This window comes from Furfurilactobacillus sp. WILCCON 0119 (genome assembly GCF_053471565.1).
In genome coordinates, this window is the sequence record NZ_JBPCCV010000002.1 from 230,163 (window position 1) to 246,616 (window position 16,454).

Here is a 16,454-nt window from a genome sequence, read left to right on the forward strand (position 1 = left end):
CAATATAGCTAAGTGTAGCAGAGGCATCACACCGGCGCAATCATTGATAATTAAAAAACAATGATAACTTTTTTGTATTCACATTACTTATAAAAATCAATATTTTTATCGAGAATCGTTCGGCTTTAAATGTAAAAAGCGCACCTGACGAATCACGATTGATTCATCAGGTGCGCTTTTGGAGCTGGTAAACCACCAGCTGAATTCATTTAAAATGAGTTACTTTGTTGCTTCAGCAGAGGCGACAGTCCGCGCCTTATCGCGTTCCAACACTGGCTTCAAATACCGCCCAGTGTAACTTGTTGGTACCTCAGCAATTTCTTCAGGTGTTCCGGTGGCCAGAATGGTTCCACCGCCGGCACCTCCCTCGGGGCCAAGGTCGATCAAATGATCGGCCGTCTTGATAACATCAAGGTTGTGTTCAATGATCAAGACGGTATTGCCATTGTCCACCAACCGATGAAGCACACCCAATAACCGTTTAATGTCATCCGTGTGCAACCCCGTCGTTGGTTCATCTAAAATGTAGAAGTTTCGCCCATTTGCCTTCTTGTGTAATTCAGAAGCCAACTTCATCCGTTGCGCTTCCCCACCAGACAACGTGGTTGCGGACTGGCCAAGGTGAACATAGCCTAAACCAACATCAACGATGGTTTGCAACTTCCGGGTAATCTTTGGAATTGCGGCAAAGAAGGCCAGTCCTTCAGAAACCGTCATGTTCAAAACGTCAGCGATGTTCTTTCCCTTGTACGTCACTTCCATGGTTTCGGAGTTATACCGTGATCCATGACAAACTTCACAAGGAACATAAACATCCGGCAAGAAGTTCATTTCAATCTTTAAGATCCCGTCACCATGGCACGCTTCACAACGGCCACCCTTAGTGTTAAACGAGAACCGGCCCTTTTGATACCCACGAAGCTTAGCTTCGTTCGTTTGCGCGAACAAGTCACGAATATCATCAAAGACCCCGGTATACGTTGCCGGGTTCGACCGTGGCGTCCGGCCGATTGGTGATTGGTCGATGTCCACGATCTTTTCAATGTTCTTAATGCCGGCCACACTCCTGTACTTTCCTGGCTTAGCCGAGTTATTGTTCAACTTCTGTGCTAAAACTTTTTCCAGGATCGAGTTCACTAACGTCGACTTCCCGGAACCAGACACACCGGTCACGACGGTCATTTCGCCCAGCGGGAAGCGGACATCCACGTCCTTCAAGTTATTTTCTGAAGCACCCTTCAACTCGATTGCCTTCCCGTTACCGGTGCGCCGCGTTAACGGAACCGGAATGAAATCTTTCCCGGACAAATACTTCCCGGTCAATGATTTCGTGCTGCGGGCAACCTGCTTTGGTGTACCGGCGGCCATCACACGGCCCCCGTTTTCACCAGCACCAGGGCCGATATCAATCAAGTAATCAGCGGCCAACATGGTATCTTCATCATGTTCAACAACAATCAGTGTGTTCCCAAGGTCACGCATCCGCTTCAATGAACTGATCAACCGGTCATTATCACGTTGATGAAGTCCGATGGATGGTTCATCCAGGATGTACAGGACCCCGGAAAGGTTCGAGCCGATTTGCGTGGCTAATCGAATCCGTTGGGCTTCCCCACCAGACAAGGTCCGGGCAGACCGACTCAACGTCAGGTAATCCAGGCCAACGTTTTCAAGGAACGTTAACCGATCACGAATTTCCTTAACGATGGGTTCCGCGATCACACGATTTTGTTCACCGAGGGTCAGTTCATTAAAGAACGGCACTTCGTCACTAATGGCCATTTCGGACACTTCACCAATGTGCCGGCCGTTGATCTTAACGGCTAGCGCCTGCCGATTCAACCGGTAACCGTGACACGTTTGACACGTCAATTCAGTCATGTACTGCCGCATTTGGTCACGAGTAAAGTCAGAGTTCGTCTCTTTGTAACGCCGTGAGATGTTGTTCATTACGCCCTCAAACTCAGCGTCAACGTCACGAACCCCGCCAAAATCGTTTTCGTAATGGAAGTGGAAGGTCTTCGTCGTTCCATATAACACCATGTCACGCTGCTTCTTCGGTAATTTGCCAAATGGCGTGTCCATGTCAATCTTGTTTTGTTCCGCAAACTGTTCAAGCATGCTTGGATAGTACATTGAACTAATCGGATTCCATGGTTCCAAGGCCCCATCACGTAAAGTCTTGGTCCGGTCTGGCACCACGAGATCTTCATCCACTTCTAGTTTGACACCGAGTCCTTCACAATCTGGGCAGGCACCAACTGGTGCGTTAAAGGAGAACAACCGTGGTTCTAATTCACCAACGGTAAAGCCACAAATTGGACATGAGTAGTGTTCGGAAAACTGTAATGGATCACCATCGATCACATCAACCGTGGCGTACCCATCACTCAACCGTAACGCTGCTTCAAATGAATCAAACAGCCGGCTACGACTGTCGCTGTCGGGCCGCACTACGATCCGGTCAATCACAATGTTGATGCTGTGGTACTTGTTCTTATCCAATTCAGGTACTTCATCGACGTCCATTGTTTCACCATCGACTTGGACCCGAACGAACCCTTCGCGCTTGATCTTTTCAAACACCTTCGTGTGCTGGCCCTTCTTGCGCCGCACGATTGGGGACAGAATCTGAAGCCGCGTCCGCTCTGGTAAGGCCAGGACCTGATCCACCATTTGTTCAACGGACTGACTGGTAATTTCCGTCCCGTCGTTTGGACAAATGGGGGTGCCGACCCGCGCCCAGAGAAGCCGCAGGTAGTCGTTGATTTCTGTTACGGTTCCCACCGTTGACCGGGGGTTCTTACTGGTTGTCTTCTGGTCAATCGAAATTGCTGGACTAAGCCCGTCGATCGAATCAACGTCTGGCTTGTCCATCTGGCCCAAGAATTGCCGGGCGTACGCTGACAAACTCTCAACGTAACGGCGCTGGCCTTCAGCGTACAACGTATCAAACGCTAACGAACTCTTTCCGGAGCCCGAGAGCCCCGTGATGACCACAAGCTTATCCCGTGGAATCGTTACGTCGATGTTCTTTAAATTATGGGCACGTGCCCCATGGATCACAATTTTATCGTTATTTGCCATGCTTCCCCTACCTTGTTGCCGTTATTGTTTGGCCGTCAATTCCATGATTGTGTCACGGAGGTTCGCCGCTTCTTCGAAGTCTAACTTCTTGGCGGCTTCTTGCATTTGCTTGTTCAAACCAGCCAACATTGCATCCTGATCAGCCTTACTCAAATTATCAAAATCATCCTCGCTAAACGTCGATTCGTGCTGCCCTTCACCCGTTGGTGCGGTGATCGTGATGTTATCACGAATTGGCTTAACGATCGTTGTTGGTGTGATGTGATGTTCCTCGTTATAGGCTTCTTGCAGTGACCGCCGCCGTTTTGTCTCGTCAATGGCTGCTTGCATCGAGCCGGTAATTGAATCTGCATACATAATGACGGAGCCGTTCGCATTTCTGGCCGCCCGCCCGATTGTTTGAATCAATGACCGTTCGTTCCGCAAGAACCCTTCCTTATCTGCATCCAGGATGGCGACCAGTGAAACTTCCGGCACGTCAATTCCTTCCCGCAAAAGGTTGATCCCAACCAGAACGTCAAACTTACCAAGTCGGAGATCCCGAATGATTTGCGTACGCTCCAGCGTTTTGATGTCACTATGAAGATAACGAACCCGAATCCCGAGATCCTTCAAGTAGTCCGTCAAATCTTCCGCCATCTTTTTAGTCATGGTGGTTACAAACGTTCGTTCATGCTTTTCGATCCGTTTGTTGATTTCACCAACCAGGTCATCAATTTGACCCATAATCGGCCGCACCTCAATGGTGGGGTCCAGTAAACCGGTTGGCCGAATAATTTGCTGCACAACCGTATCCGTTTGTTCGTGTTCATAATCTCCTGGTGTGGCGGACATGTACACAACCTGGTTCACGTGTTGCTCAAATTCATCGATCTTCAATGGCCGGTTGTCCAACGCGCTTGGCAACCGGAAACCATAGTCCACCAGCATTTGTTTCCGTGACCGGTCACCCTTGTACATTCCCCGAACCTGTGGCATCGTCACGTGACTTTCATCCACAACGATCAGAAAATCCTTCGGGAAGAAATCAAGGAGCGTAAACGGCGGCTCTCCGGGAGCACGGCCGTCCATATGCCGCGAGTAGTTTTCGATTCCACTCGTATACCCCATTTCCTTCATCATTTCCAGGTCATACGTCGTCCGTTGCTGAAGTCGTTGCGCTTCAAGCAGCTTGCCCTGATCATTTAAAACGGCCAATCGGTCCGTTAATTCGTCGCCAATCGTTGTGATGGCGTGATCCATAATCGCATCGTTTGTCATAAAGTGGGTCGCCGGAAAAATGGTGATGTGGTCACGATCACCGATCACTTCACCAGTAAGGGCGTCAACTTCACGCATCCGGTCGATCTCGTCACCAAAGAATTCAATCCGCAAGGCCCGTTGGTCTTCAGAGGCTGGGAACACTTCCACAATGTCGCCGTGGACCCGGAACCGGCCCCGCTGGAAATCAATGTCGTTACGTTCAAACTGAATGTCGACCAGCTTGCGCATAAAGTCATTCCGTTCGATCGTCTGCCCGATCCGCAATGAAATAACGTGATCCTTATACTGGTGTGGATCCCCTAAACCAAAGATGGAAGAAACGGACGCCACAACGATCGTATCATTACGTTCAAGTAACGAACTGGTCGCTGAGTTCCGCAGCTTATCGATCTCGTCGTTAATTGCCGAATCCTTTTCAATGTAGGTATCAGAAGAAGGCACGTAGGCTTCTGGCTGGTAGTAATCATAGTATGAAACAAAGTATTCCACCGCGTTATTGGGGAAGAACTCCTTGAATTCACCGTACAACTGTCCGGCCAGTGTCTTATTGTGTGAGAGCACCAACGTCGGTTTGTTGACGTTGGCAATGACGTTACTAATCGTGAACGTCTTCCCGGTTCCAGTTGCCCCCATCAAAATCTGGGCCTTTTTGCCACTCTCGATTCCCGTGGTCAACTGATTAATTGCTGCCGGCTGATCACCAGTCGGTTTGTACTTTGAAACAAGGTCAAATTTACGATCAGCTTGACGTTCAATCATCCTAACGTCTCCCCCTTTATGTGCGTTGTCGAGTTCATCATTATTGTCGTCCCATTAGTGTAACAGGTCTGTCAAGCCGGACCAACGAAAACGATCGGCTATGGCAAACACGTCACACGAATGCGTTTAGATAGCGTATTTATGATAGCACAGCGAACATACTTTCGCACGAAATAAGCCCAAAAAGATCCGAATGTTTGGCAGCATCAAATGTGCTGACCGAACCGTTCGGATCATCATGCGTTCACACTAAAATTGACTTGTTTCACCGGTCCTTAGGGCGCCCGCGACATTCCCGTTTAGTCACTCATTGCCGCACATCAGGGAGTGACTTGTTTAACCGCTTGACGATTTGTTTGGCTCTCATCATGCTACTCAACCAAATGGTAATGTAAACGACCACGTAGATCACTGTATAACCGATCAACCACCCCACGTTAAGTGGAAACCAGCCACAGATAATGGCTAACGGTGTGAATAAAACAAACGTCACACTAAAGTGGACGACCGTTTGCATCGTGATGCTCCACCATTCTTGATCAAAGACCATTCCCGCCAAACTAAACATGACACCAATCATGATCCATAGCCCCGTTGATACCAGTGTTGCCGTTGTTAACGACGTGAAGTGCTGCGTGAACCAAGGGGATGAGGGATAAAACGATTTTGTTTGTTCAATAACCGAGAAGAATAAGGCGATCAGGTAACCAACTGTGATGCCAACGATAACGCCAAAACCAATTCTTGCGCCCATTTTTTTCATTTTAGTAACCTCCGTTTAAGCGTTTGTGCATATCGCCGTGAGGTATAAGTCACCTCATCAGAGGTTAACCGCACCAAAAAGATGCCACCACGGCCCAGGTAAAACTGTTTGATGCATGAAATTCGAACAATTTCTGAACTTGAGATCTGAATAAACAAGCGCTTTGATAACCGCTCCGCCAGTTCATAAATGCGCTGACGAATTTGGTAAGTCCCCGTAGCTGTTTCACACACAACGCTTTTCCCAGCGGTATAAAAACGAATCACGTCAGCAATGGCAATGCTAACGGTTCGGTCATCGTGGTGCCCTTCGATCATTAATAACGTTGAAAAATCTTCAATCGTTTGCCCCAATTCAATTAAATCTGGTGTTTTTTGCATCGCCGTAATGGTGACAAACGGTTCGGCAAATAAAAAAACGTTAGCTGAAAAAAAAGATTTCATTCTCTCAACTAACGTTTTATTTTAATGTCATTTAGCCTTCAACAAAGGCGTTAATGGCGTCGGCAAACTGTTGTAACTTTGTGTTGGCTTCTGCCAACGTTGCCCCATTTGTTCCAATGTAGAACTTGATTTTTGGTTCCGTCCCGGATGGCCGCACAGCAATCCACGTGCCATCAGCTAACCAGTACTTCAAGACCTCTGCATGCGGCAGGTCGAGTGCTTCAACACTACCATCAGCAAACGTCTTGGTTCCCTTAGCGATGTCGTCCGTTGCCACAACCTCAACGCCAGCATAGGCGGTTGGGGCGTTGTTTCTGAACTTATCTAAAATGGCCTCGATCTTCTTAGGCCCTTCGATCCCCTCGTACGTTTGTTGCAACGTTTGTTCACGGAAGTAACCGTACTCTTTGTACAGCCCTTCCAGACCATCATACAGGGTTTTTCCTTGCTTCCGGTAGTACGCCGCGATTTCAGCCAACAGGGTCAACGCCTGGATGGCATCCTTATCTCGAACGAATGGCTTGATCAAATACCCGTAACTTTCTTCAAACCCAAACATGAACGTGTGACTACCCGTATCCTGGAAGCTTTGGATCTGTTCCGCAATAAACTTAAACCCAGTCAACACGTTGATCATGCCCACATGGTAGCTTTCAGCAATCTTTGTCGCAAACTCTGTGGAAACGATCGACTTAACGGCAACCGCATTTTCTGGTAGCGTCCCTGCCGTTTTGTTTGCTTCAAGAATATAGTGCAACATTAGGGCGGCAATCTGGTTCCCCGTCAGGAGTTGGTACTCACCGTTAGGCAACCGTACAGCAGTTCCTAACCGGTCAGCGTCGGGGTCCGTGGCAATCAATACGTCCGCGTTCTTTTCCTTTCCCAAGGCAATGGCCATGTCAAACGCCTCTGAAAATTCAGGGTTCGGAAAGGCAACGGTTGGAAAATCACCATCTGGTTCGGCTTGTTCAGGAACCGTAATGAAGTTTTTAAACCCAGCGTTTTTAAGGGCCCGTTCACCAGGCATCCGCCCAGTTCCGTGAAGTGGTGTAAAGACAAACGTCATGTCTTTGCCTTCTTCTGCGGCTAGCGCTTTATCAACCGTGACCGTTGCAATGTTTTCCAAGTAAGCTTGGTCGACGTCTTCACCGATGATGGTTTCTAACCCATTTTCCATGAGCACTGCCTCATCCGCCGTTTCAATGGCAAAGAGGTCCGTTACCCGCCGAATGTAGCTCGTGATCAGGTCAGAATCCTTTGGTGGCATCTGCGCGCCATCTTCACCATAGATCTTGTAACCATTGAACTGCTTGGGGTTATGACTAGCAGTGATCATGATTCCAGCAAACGTCTTTAAGTGACGCACCGTGAAGGATAGTTCTGGTGTTGGCCGTAACCCTTCAAAGACAAAGCTCTTGATGCCGTGTTGACCCAAAACCTTGGCTGCTTCATGCGCGAATTCAGTTGAGTGGTGCCGTGAGTCAAAACTAATTGCGACCCCACGTGCTTTCACTTCATCGCCAAGCTGGTCCATGTACATGGCGAGCCCTTCAGTTGCCTGCCGCACCGTGTAAAGGTTCATCCGGTTGATCCCAGGTCCCATAACACCACGCATCCCGGCAGTTCCGAAACTCATTGGTTGATAAAAGGCATCCTCCAAGGCGTCATCGTCATTTGCCATGGCGGTTAATTCTGACTTAAGTCCTGCTTCTAAACCTGCGTAATCATTCCAGGTTTGGTACATTTCTTTCCAGTCCACAATTGCATCTCCATTCGTATAATCAAAGTCACCAATCTGACGTTAATTATACCCTATTCGGAAACGCCGCGCAGAGTCAGTTCGTCACTAGTAGTCTCGCCACCGTTTTAAATCAAAAAAGGTGCTTACGAACGATTACGCGTCCATAAGCACCTTTTGATTATAAAATTTGTTAGGCTTCGGCCGCAACGGCTGCCTTCAAATCTTCCAAATATTGAAAAACTTGTTGGCCGGCAATGCCGCCATCACCCACAGCCGTAGTAATCTGGCGAAGATCCTTTTCACGAACATCCCCAATGGCGAAGATTCCAGGAACCTTTGTTGCCATGTGGTCATCCGTTGGGATCCATCCATTTTCGTCGGTAACACCAAGACCCATGAATGGTTCGGTCATTGGCAGGTTTCCAACGTAAATGAACACGCCGTCAGCGGCCATTGTGCTGTCTTCACCAGTCTCCCGGTTGTGAAGCTTAACACCAGTCACCTTCATGTCGTCACCAACAATTTCGGTCACTTCGGTGTTCCACACAAAGTCCATCTTGTCATTTGCAAACGCCCGGTCTTGTGACACCTTCTGGGCCCGCAACTGATCACGCCGATGAACGACCGTGACTTTTTCTGCTAATTGTGTCAGGTAAATGCCTTCTTCGATGGCGCTATCGCCACCGCCGACAACAACGACGTGCTTATTCTTAAAGAACGCACCATCACAAACGGCACAGTAGGAAACACCCCGGCCAGAAAATTCTGTCTCGCCTGGGACGCCAAGCTTACGGTATTGGGATCCCGTCCCAATGACCACGGCCTTCGCCACATACTCGTCTGTATCCGTCTTCACGGTCTTCGTGTTGTCGTCATTTTCTGTAATCTTTTCAACGGCACCGTAACCATACTCTGCGCCAAACTGGGTGGCCCCTTCGTACATGGCACTCGCAAGGTCTGGCCCCAGAACGGACTTAAATCCAGGGTAGTTTTCAATGGCAGCCGTGTTGTTCATCTGGCCACCATAAATGCCCCGGTCTAACAAAAGGACAGACAGGTTAGCCCGTGAAGCGTAAAGTGCGGCCGTCATCCCACCAGGGCCGGCACCAATCACAATGACATCATAACTCTTTGTCATATTAAACTTCCTTCCCGCAGTCACGCTGCTTTTAACGATAGCCACATATTACTATCTTTTTGTAAGTAAGGCAACTGTTTTGTTTGATACCCGATACGGTAAAACGCGCTGACCTGATTAATTCAATGCCAGCGCGTTTTCCAAGGGGTGCTTATTTTTTATTGGCCTTGATTTCGTCTGCTAATTGCAAGACGTAATCACGTAGATCATCCTTTACGTCTGGATGGCGTAAACCAAATTCAATGTTTGTCTTGATCAGACCAAGTTTGTAACCCACGTCGTAACGGTCACCATTAAACTCATGTGCGTAAACGTGTTGTTTCTTGTTCAGCAAATCAATGGCGTCTGTCAACTGAAGTTCGTCACCTTTACCCGTTGGGGTTTGTTCCAAGGCTTCAAAGATTTCAGGTGTCAACAGGTACCGTCCGATGATGGCTAAGTCTGATGGTGCATCTTCTGGCTTTGGCTTTTCAACGAAGTTCTTCACTTCATACAAACCTTCAGAAACTTCCTTAACAGGGTTGATCACACCATACTTGTTCGTTTCTTCATGAGGAACGCGCATAACGGCCAACGTTGATTCACCAGTTTCGTTATAACGGTTGATTAATTGCTTTGTCAACGGAACCTTGTCTTCCATCAAGTCATCACCAAGCAACACAACAAATGGTTCGTCACCGATAAAGTCCTTTGCTGTTAACACGGCATCCCCTAAACCACGCATGTGGCTCTGCCGGATAAAGTACAAGTTACTATCGTTGCTTGACTGAATGGCGTGCAACATTGAATCCTTGCCCTTGTTAGCCAAGTCCGTTTCTAGTTCAGGTGCTGAATCGAAGTGGTCTTCAATAGACCGCTTGCCCCGCCCAGTCACAACACAGATTTGTTCGATCCCTGCTTTGTGGGCTTCTTCAACGATGAACTGGATCGTTGGTTTATCAACGATTGGTAACATTTCTTTGGCGATTGCCTTTGTTTCCGGTAAAAAACGAGTTCCGTAACCCGCAGCGGGAATAATGGCTTTTCTAACTTTTTGCATAACAACAAATTCCTTTCGTGTTGCGACCATTTTCTTCATGGCCTGGTTTTGCACTATCTAACACCCTAACCGAGTTCGGCACGACCCTCACGTTGCATTAGGCCTGTAATAACGGCACGGACATCCGCCCCGTTGTATAAGACATCGTAAATTGCATCTGTAATTGGCATCTCAACATGACGGGCCCGGCCAAGCTCATGGGCTGCTTTTGTTGTTGCAACCCCTTCGATAACCATTCCCATTGTATCAATCACCTCTTGTAATGACTTACCCTGTCCTAACTCATTACCAGCCCGCCAGTTTCGCGAGTTAACGCTTGTCGCCGTCACAATCAAATCACCGACACCCGATAACCCGATGAAGGTTAGTGGGTTCGCTCCAAATGACTGTCCCAAACGACTGATCTCAGCCAGCCCCCGTGTCAATAGCGCTGCCTTTGCATTGTCACCGTAGCCGAGGCCGTGAAGGGCACCGGCACCGATGGCAATGATATTTTTCAGTGCGGCCCCAAATTCGGCGCCAATCACATCCGTATTAGTATAAACCCTGAAATACGGGTTCATAAAGAGTTTTTGCACTTTTTTTGCAGCATCCACGTTTTGTGAGGCTGCTGTAATCAATGTAATATCTTTTTTGGCGACATCCTCTGCATGGCTGGGGCCGGATAAAACAACGATTGCGTCGCGATTTGCTGCCGAAATTTCTTCCGTCAACATTTCAGAGACACGTTTATACGTTTGCTGCTCCAAACCTTTAATGGCGTGCACAACGGTCACCGTTTGGTGATTTGCCACAAGAATCTTTGCCGCTGCCGCACTCACTTCGCGAATGGCCTTCGTTGGAACAACGAATAAAACAACCTCGGCATCCGCTAACGCAGTCGCCATATCGGCCGTAACCATTAATGCCGGTTCATAATTGAAATTTGGCATGTACGCGTGGTTTGTATGGTGGTCATTCATTTCTGCGACTTGTGCTTCGTTATGCGACCACAGGCTCACCTGATGGCCATTTTCTGTTAATAAGTTTGCGAGGACACTCCCCCACGAACCCGCACCAAGGACCGCAATTTTTGTTGTCATGAGTTCTCCTTACCGGGTTTATCACCCTGGGTCGTCAATTCACTGTCTGTTACGTACATTGGCACGCCCTGACGGCGACGAATGATCAGCCACGTCAGTGCACCAATAAATAGAATCACAGATAACCACTGGGACACACGTGCTGGACCGAGCATGAGACTGTCAGTCCGCATGCCTTCAACAAAGAACCGTCCGAACGCATACCAGCACACATAGAGAAAGAACACTTCACCACGGCGGTAAAGGCCCTTAATGTGCCGCGTGCTCATCAATAAGACAAACCCAGCAAGATCCCATACAGATTCATAAAGGAACGTCGGGGTTCGGTAGGCCCCGTCAATGTTCATTTGGTTCACAATAAACGCTGGCAGATGAAGCGCCTCTAAATGTGCGTGGGTTGTGATTTTACCGTAGGCCTCTTGGTTCATAAAGTTGCCCCAGCGCCCAATTCCCTGCGCCATAATCACCGTTGGTGCGAGGACGTCAAGAAACAAGAATGTCGGGATCTGCCGCGCCCGCGTAAACCAAACCACAACGATCATGGCCCCAATCAACGCCCCGTAGATGGCAATTCCACCGTCCCAAATGGCGATAATTTGGTCCAGGTGGTGCTGGTAGTAATCCCACTGAAAGACCACATAATACAGCCGGGCCGTTATTAGTGCTACTGGCAATGCCCACAAGAGAAAATCGTACAGGTCATCCGGATCTAACCCCTGGTGCCGTGCTTCTCGTAAAGACAACCATAACGCCAGGAAAACGCCACTTGTAATGATGACGCCGTACCAGTGCACCTGAAGTGGGCCAAGGTGAAGCGCAATGGGGTTTAGCGCCCCGAGCAATGTTTCGTTATTCATGCCGCCTAGTCCTTCTTCGCTTCCGTCGCCGCTTCGTTTGCTTCATCACGTTTAGAATTTTCTTGAATCAAACTGTTCAAGTTTTGATCAAACGTCTTGGTCGCATCGTAACCCATTGAACGGGCCCGGAAGTTCATCGCAGCAGATTCAATAATGATGGCTAAGTTTCGCCCAGTTTTAACCGGAATGGAAATCATTGGCACCTGAACGTCGAAAATCTGGCGTTCATCATCCGCATTCCCCAACCGGTCAAACTGCGTATCTGGTGTCCAGTTTTGGAGGTGAACGATCAACTGAATTTTAGCTTGGCTCCGAACCGCTCCGGCCCCAAACAGGTTCATCACGTCAATGATCCCGATTCCCCGAATTTCCATCAAGTGATTCAAAATCTTCGGTGCTTCACCCACCAGCGTTTGTTCGTCCTGTTGGTAAACGTCCACCCGGTCATCGGCAATCAACCGGTGGCCCCGACGAATCAGTTCCAGCGCTGTTTCAGATTTACCAACCCCGGAATCCCCAGTAATAAGGACCCCAAGTCCGTAAATATCAACCAACACACCATGAATGGATTGACGTTTTGCCAACACGCCACTGAGGTACATCGACATGTTTGACAGAATCCGTGATGAAGTCTGCTTTGAACCCAATACTGGAATGTGCGCTTCACCGGCTGCCTGAAGCAGTTCATCTGGTGGTGTAATCCCTGTTGAGACCACAAAACAAGGCGTTTGGGCGCCCATCATCTTCCGCATGATCATGAGGAGCTCTTCATGACTCATTTTCTTTGAAAACGAGGTCTCCGTGATTCCTAACAACTGAATCCGTTCCGGCGGATAGTAATTAAAGTATCCCGTCATTTCCAAGCCAGGCCGCGAAATGTCTGGGGTTGTTACACGTCGTTCATCTAAATATTCTTCACCGTAGTATACGGAGAGCCGGGCATTCTCCACCAGCTCGCGAATCGTCACACTATCTGCCACAAGTCATCCTCCTATTCAGCGTTGAAATAACCCGAAATAATTGCATTACAAATCGACATAATCAATGCCGCGACCATCGCCATTCCGAAGTTAGAAATCTGAAAGTTCTGTGCTCCCACAAAGAAGCTGGTTAATTCCAACATGGCCGCGTTGATCACGATGGAAAACAACCCTAACGTTAAAAATGTGATCGGTAACGATAAAATCACCAAGAACGGTTTAATGCCGGCGTTTAGAATCGCCAACACTAAGCTCGCAACCAGTGCATACCACACGCTTGAAACGTGGAAACTGTTTCGGAAAAAGCCCGCAATTGCCATGAAGAGCAATGCGTCAATGATAATACGTTGCCAAAATTTCATTTTCTCACCTATTTCTCTCTATTTATCGTGCTTATCATGGACATCACGTTCCTCGGCATGGATTTCTTTGCGGCCCCGACGCTCCGACCGCGACTGACCACTAAATAAGTCACCAAAGACATTGAACGTGGCCGCGTCGTTGTCCCCATCCGCTGACGGAATTGTCCACAGTAACACGCCGTACAGCACAATTGCTAACAACGGCATGATGAAGTGCGGTGGCAAAAAAATGGCCAACAATAAATAGCCAATTCGGAGCACCGTCGCGTTGATGTGTAAATACGCACCAAGGCCCCCGAAAACGCCGCCAATCCACCGATCTGTGCGTGACTTTGTTAATTTAGCTCGCTTCATCCAATCCAGACCTCACAATCCCATGAATTATCACTTTGAATGTCCTAATTTTAGCGCATTCACGCGCCTCTCGCCAACTTTTCACCATGACTTATGATAAACCACAAAAATATTTCCTGCGACCAGTCGGCCTCATGACAATAAAACGCAAAAAAACACCTCAGGCGATTCTAGCCCAGGTGTCATTGTTAACTGTTGCTAGCGTGATGAGCCTACGCTGCAATGTACTTATTCATTATTTGTTGGCTTATTTGTTTCCGCTTCTGCTTGCTGGTGATCATTTCTCGGGTTCAATTCCACGATTTTCCCCGTTTGTAAGTAAACGATCCATTCACAGATATTCGTTACGTAATCACCAATTCGCTTCAAGTATTGCGCAACGGCCAAGTAATCGGTTGTACCGATGACAACCTCTGGGTCCTGCCGCATTTGGTCAATGCTTTCCATGTAAATAAGTTGGTAGTAATCGGCTGCCCGGGCGTCGGTCTTGGCAATTTCTTTTGCCCGAACCCCTTCTTCTTTAACGTAGGCCGCCAAAACATCGGCGACCATTTGTTGAACAATCGTCCCCATTTCTGAGACGTGCTGTTCGATGCTGGCGACCCGCTTGTTGCCCTTCACCCGAATGGTGGAGTGGGCCACACTTCGCGCATAGTCCCCCATGCGCTCAAGGTCAGAAACAGCTTTCAAAATGGTCACAATTTCACGTAAATCAGTCGTCACTGGTTGGTACAACGCAATCATCTCAAAAGATTTCTTTTCAAGCTGAACCTCCCGATCATTAATGAGGTGGTCATGATCAATCACTTCCTGGGCGAGTGCCCGATCATGATTCACAAACGAGGTCACCGCCTTGCCAATCGCTTCTGAAACGAGCATCCCCATTTCCGTGAAACTGGTGTCTAAATCATTTAATTCATCGTCAAACAATCGCCGCATGATGTGTTCTCCCCTTACTTTAAATTGACTGGTTACCCAAATCGACCAGAAATGTAGTCTTGTGTCTGCTGCTTTTCTGGATTCATAAACATTTGCTTCGTGTCACTGGCTTCAACAAGCTCGCCTTGCAAAAAGAAGGCGGTGCGATCCGCAATTCGTGACGCTTGTTGAAGGTTGTGGGTCACGGTAATGATCGTGTAATCATAGCGCAGTTTTAACAGTGTTTCTTCCACAACATGGCTGGACACTGGATCAAGGGCACTAGTCGGCTCATCCAATAATAGCACGGTTGGTGAGACAGCTAGAACCCGGGCGATACAAACCCGTTGCTGTTGACCACCAGACAGTGCCAACGCATTTTTTTGTAAATCATCCTTCACTTCATCCCAAACAGCGGCCTGCTTCAAACTATGTTCCACCGCTTCATCCAAGACCTGTTTATCATGAATCCCGGCCAAGCGAAGTCCGTAAATGACGTTTTCATAGATGGAAAAAGGGAAGGGATTGGGTTGTTGAAAGACCATCCCGACCTCTTTTCTCAGGGCCACAACATCTGTATCTGGTGCATACACATTCTGCCCATTGAACATCACGTTCCCGGTGATCGTCACACCATCAATCAAATCATTCATTCGGTTCAAACACCGCAAAAACGTCGACTTCCCACAACCAGACGGACCAATGAGCGCGGTGATGCCTTTTTCAGGGAACGTTAAATCGATGCCCTTTAGTGCTTCCTTTTTACCATAAAATAGGTGTAAATTGTCAACCGCCATAATTGCTGTCATTGACTGTCCTCCCGCCGATCTTAGCCAAAATTCCCAGAAATATAATCATTTGTAATCGTTACTTTTGGTCGGGTAAAGATTTTTCTCGCCTCGTCATACTCTAACACCTTGCCCATGTGGAAGAAGGCGGTGTAGTCACTGATGCGGGCTGCTTGTTGCATATTATGGGTCACGATCACAATCGTGTAGTGTTCCTTTAGTTGTAACAGTGTATCTTCAATTTGCGATGTTGCCACTGGATCCAACGCACTTGCCGGTTCGTCCATTAACAAAATGTCTGGCTTCATGGCAATCGCCCGGGCAATGCACAACCGCTGCTGTTGCCCACCGGACAACGATAAGGCACTTTGATGCAACTCATCTTTAACCTGGTCCCACATGGCCGCTTGGCGTAAGGAGGTCTCCACAATTTCATCCAACTGTTGCTTATCGCGTAAGCCCCGTTGTTTAAGGGCAAACGTAATGTTGTCGTAGATTGACTTTGCAAAGGGGTTGGGGCGTTGGAACACCATGCCGATGTGCCGCCGCATCTCGTACACGTCAATTTGGTCGCTATTAATGTCCAGGCCGCGGTACATAATCTGGCCGTCCACCCGAGCAATGCCATCATTCATGCGGTTAAGTGACCGCAAAAAGGTCGATTTCCCGGAGCCTGACGCGCCGATTAACGCGGTAATCTTATACCGTTCAAACTGAAGATCCCCTTCACTTAACGCTTCGTTGTCCCCATAGTAGACGTGGAGATTTTTCGTGGTTAACGCAATTTCATGAGTTTCCTCGTCCAATTGCTTAATGAACCGCTCTGGCGGCGTTGATGTCAATGTGTCTGTTAACGTTGTCATCAGATATCACTCCTTTA

At 48.2% G+C, this 16,454-nt stretch carries 15 protein-coding genes; all 15 read right to left on the bottom strand.

Annotated features, from left to right (window positions below; translation table 11 throughout):
• Positions 1-219: 219 nt before the first annotated feature.
• Positions 220-3,087: an excinuclease ABC subunit UvrA gene (uvrA, locus tag ACRYI5_RS04665; protein WP_448224449.1), complete on the bottom strand. Its 2,868-nt coding sequence runs from the start codon at positions 3,085-3,087 to the stop codon at positions 220-222.
• 21 nt (positions 3,088-3,108) lie between these two features.
• Positions 3,109-5,109 carry an excinuclease ABC subunit UvrB gene (gene uvrB / locus ACRYI5_RS04670; RefSeq protein ID WP_448224450.1) on the bottom strand — a complete coding sequence of 667 codons (2,001 nt, stop codon included), beginning with the start codon at positions 5,107-5,109 and terminating at the stop codon, positions 3,109-3,111.
• Positions 5,110-5,416: 307 nt separating this feature from the next.
• Positions 5,417-5,872 (bottom strand): DUF3021 domain-containing protein, encoded by a 456-nt coding sequence (locus ACRYI5_RS04675; protein WP_448224451.1) that lies wholly within the window; start codon positions 5,870-5,872, stop codon positions 5,417-5,419.
• Positions 5,869-6,315 (bottom strand): LytTR family DNA-binding domain-containing protein, encoded by a 447-nt coding sequence (locus tag ACRYI5_RS04680; RefSeq protein WP_448224452.1) that lies wholly within the window; start codon positions 6,313-6,315, stop codon positions 5,869-5,871. Before ACRYI5_RS04680 ends, ACRYI5_RS04675 begins: the two co-directional genes overlap by 4 nt.
• Before the next feature lie 31 nt (positions 6,316-6,346).
• Entirely contained in the window at positions 6,347-8,074 is a 1,728-nt protein-coding gene (locus ACRYI5_RS04685) for a phospho-sugar mutase (protein WP_448224453.1), read from the bottom strand.
• Between the two features lie 172 nt (positions 8,075-8,246).
• On the bottom strand, positions 8,247-9,194 hold the full coding sequence (trxB, locus tag ACRYI5_RS04690) for a thioredoxin-disulfide reductase (RefSeq protein WP_448224454.1): 948 nt from the start codon (positions 9,192-9,194) through the stop codon (positions 8,247-8,249).
• A gap of 151 nt (positions 9,195-9,345) precedes the next feature.
• Positions 9,346-10,233: a UTP--glucose-1-phosphate uridylyltransferase GalU gene (gene galU, locus ACRYI5_RS04695; RefSeq protein WP_407878699.1), complete on the bottom strand. Its 888-nt coding sequence runs from the start codon at positions 10,231-10,233 to the stop codon at positions 9,346-9,348.
• Between the two features lie 65 nt (positions 10,234-10,298).
• Positions 10,299-11,315 carry an NAD(P)H-dependent glycerol-3-phosphate dehydrogenase gene (locus tag ACRYI5_RS04700; RefSeq protein ID WP_448224455.1) on the bottom strand — a complete coding sequence of 339 codons (1,017 nt, stop codon included), beginning with the start codon at positions 11,313-11,315 and terminating at the stop codon, positions 10,299-10,301.
• Positions 11,312-12,172: a prolipoprotein diacylglyceryl transferase gene (lgt, locus tag ACRYI5_RS04705; protein WP_407878697.1), complete on the bottom strand. Its 861-nt coding sequence runs from the start codon at positions 12,170-12,172 to the stop codon at positions 11,312-11,314. The genes ACRYI5_RS04700 and lgt overlap by 4 nt, the downstream gene beginning before the upstream one ends.
• Before the next feature lie 5 nt (positions 12,173-12,177).
• Positions 12,178-13,152, bottom strand: a complete 975-nt coding sequence (gene hprK / locus ACRYI5_RS04710; protein WP_407878696.1) for an HPr(Ser) kinase/phosphatase — start codon at positions 13,150-13,152, stop codon at positions 12,178-12,180.
• Between the two features lie 11 nt (positions 13,153-13,163).
• Entirely contained in the window at positions 13,164-13,514 is a 351-nt protein-coding gene (locus tag ACRYI5_RS04715) for a phage holin family protein (protein ID WP_407878694.1), read from the bottom strand.
• Positions 13,515-13,532: 18 nt separating this feature from the next.
• Positions 13,533-13,868: a PspC domain-containing protein gene (locus ACRYI5_RS04720; protein ID WP_407878693.1), complete on the bottom strand. Its 336-nt coding sequence runs from the start codon at positions 13,866-13,868 to the stop codon at positions 13,533-13,535.
• 228 nt (positions 13,869-14,096) lie between these two features.
• Positions 14,097-14,807 (bottom strand): phosphate signaling complex protein PhoU, encoded by a 711-nt coding sequence (gene phoU, locus ACRYI5_RS04725; protein ID WP_407878691.1) that lies wholly within the window; start codon positions 14,805-14,807, stop codon positions 14,097-14,099.
• 32 nt (positions 14,808-14,839) lie between these two features.
• Positions 14,840-15,595, bottom strand: coding sequence for a phosphate ABC transporter ATP-binding protein PstB (gene pstB, locus ACRYI5_RS04730; protein ID WP_407878689.1), 756 nt, complete (start codon positions 15,593-15,595; stop codon positions 14,840-14,842).
• A gap of 20 nt (positions 15,596-15,615) precedes the next feature.
• Positions 15,616-16,437 (bottom strand): phosphate ABC transporter ATP-binding protein PstB, encoded by an 822-nt coding sequence (gene pstB, locus ACRYI5_RS04735; protein WP_448224456.1) that lies wholly within the window; start codon positions 16,435-16,437, stop codon positions 15,616-15,618.
• Between the last annotated feature and the right edge of the window lie 17 nt (positions 16,438-16,454).

Bases quoted from the DNA above. Each gene is read 5' to 3' on its own strand.
- uvrA (WP_448224449.1), bottom strand. From the start codon at position 3,087: ATGGCAAATAACGATAAAATTGTGATCCATGGGGCACGTGCCCATAAT.
- uvrB (WP_448224450.1), bottom strand. From the start codon at position 5,109: ATGATTGAACGTCAAGCTGATCGTAAATTTGACCTTGTTTCAAAGTAC.
- ACRYI5_RS04675 (WP_448224451.1), bottom strand. From the start codon at position 5,872: ATGAAAAAAATGGGCGCAAGAATTGGTTTTGGCGTTATCGTTGGCATC.
- ACRYI5_RS04680 (WP_448224452.1), bottom strand. From the start codon at position 6,315: ATGAAATCTTTTTTTTCAGCTAACGTTTTTTTATTTGCCGAACCGTTT.
- trxB (WP_448224454.1), bottom strand. From the start codon at position 9,194: ATGACAAAGAGTTATGATGTCATTGTGATTGGTGCCGGCCCTGGTGGG.
- galU (WP_407878699.1), bottom strand. From the start codon at position 10,233: ATGCAAAAAGTTAGAAAAGCCATTATTCCCGCTGCGGGTTACGGAACT.
- ACRYI5_RS04700 (WP_448224455.1), bottom strand. From the start codon at position 11,315: ATGACAACAAAAATTGCGGTCCTTGGTGCGGGTTCGTGGGGGAGTGTC.
- lgt (WP_407878697.1), bottom strand. From the start codon at position 12,172: ATGAATAACGAAACATTGCTCGGGGCGCTAAACCCCATTGCGCTTCAC.
- ACRYI5_RS04715 (WP_407878694.1), bottom strand. From the start codon at position 13,514: ATGAAATTTTGGCAACGTATTATCATTGACGCATTGCTCTTCATGGCA.
- ACRYI5_RS04720 (WP_407878693.1), bottom strand. From the start codon at position 13,868: ATGAAGCGAGCTAAATTAACAAAGTCACGCACAGATCGGTGGATTGGC.
- phoU (WP_407878691.1), bottom strand. From the start codon at position 14,807: ATGCGGCGATTGTTTGACGATGAATTAAATGATTTAGACACCAGTTTC.
- pstB (WP_407878689.1), bottom strand. From the start codon at position 15,595: ATGACAGCAATTATGGCGGTTGACAATTTACACCTATTTTATGGTAAA.
- pstB (WP_448224456.1), bottom strand. From the start codon at position 16,437: ATGACAACGTTAACAGACACATTGACATCAACGCCGCCAGAGCGGTTC.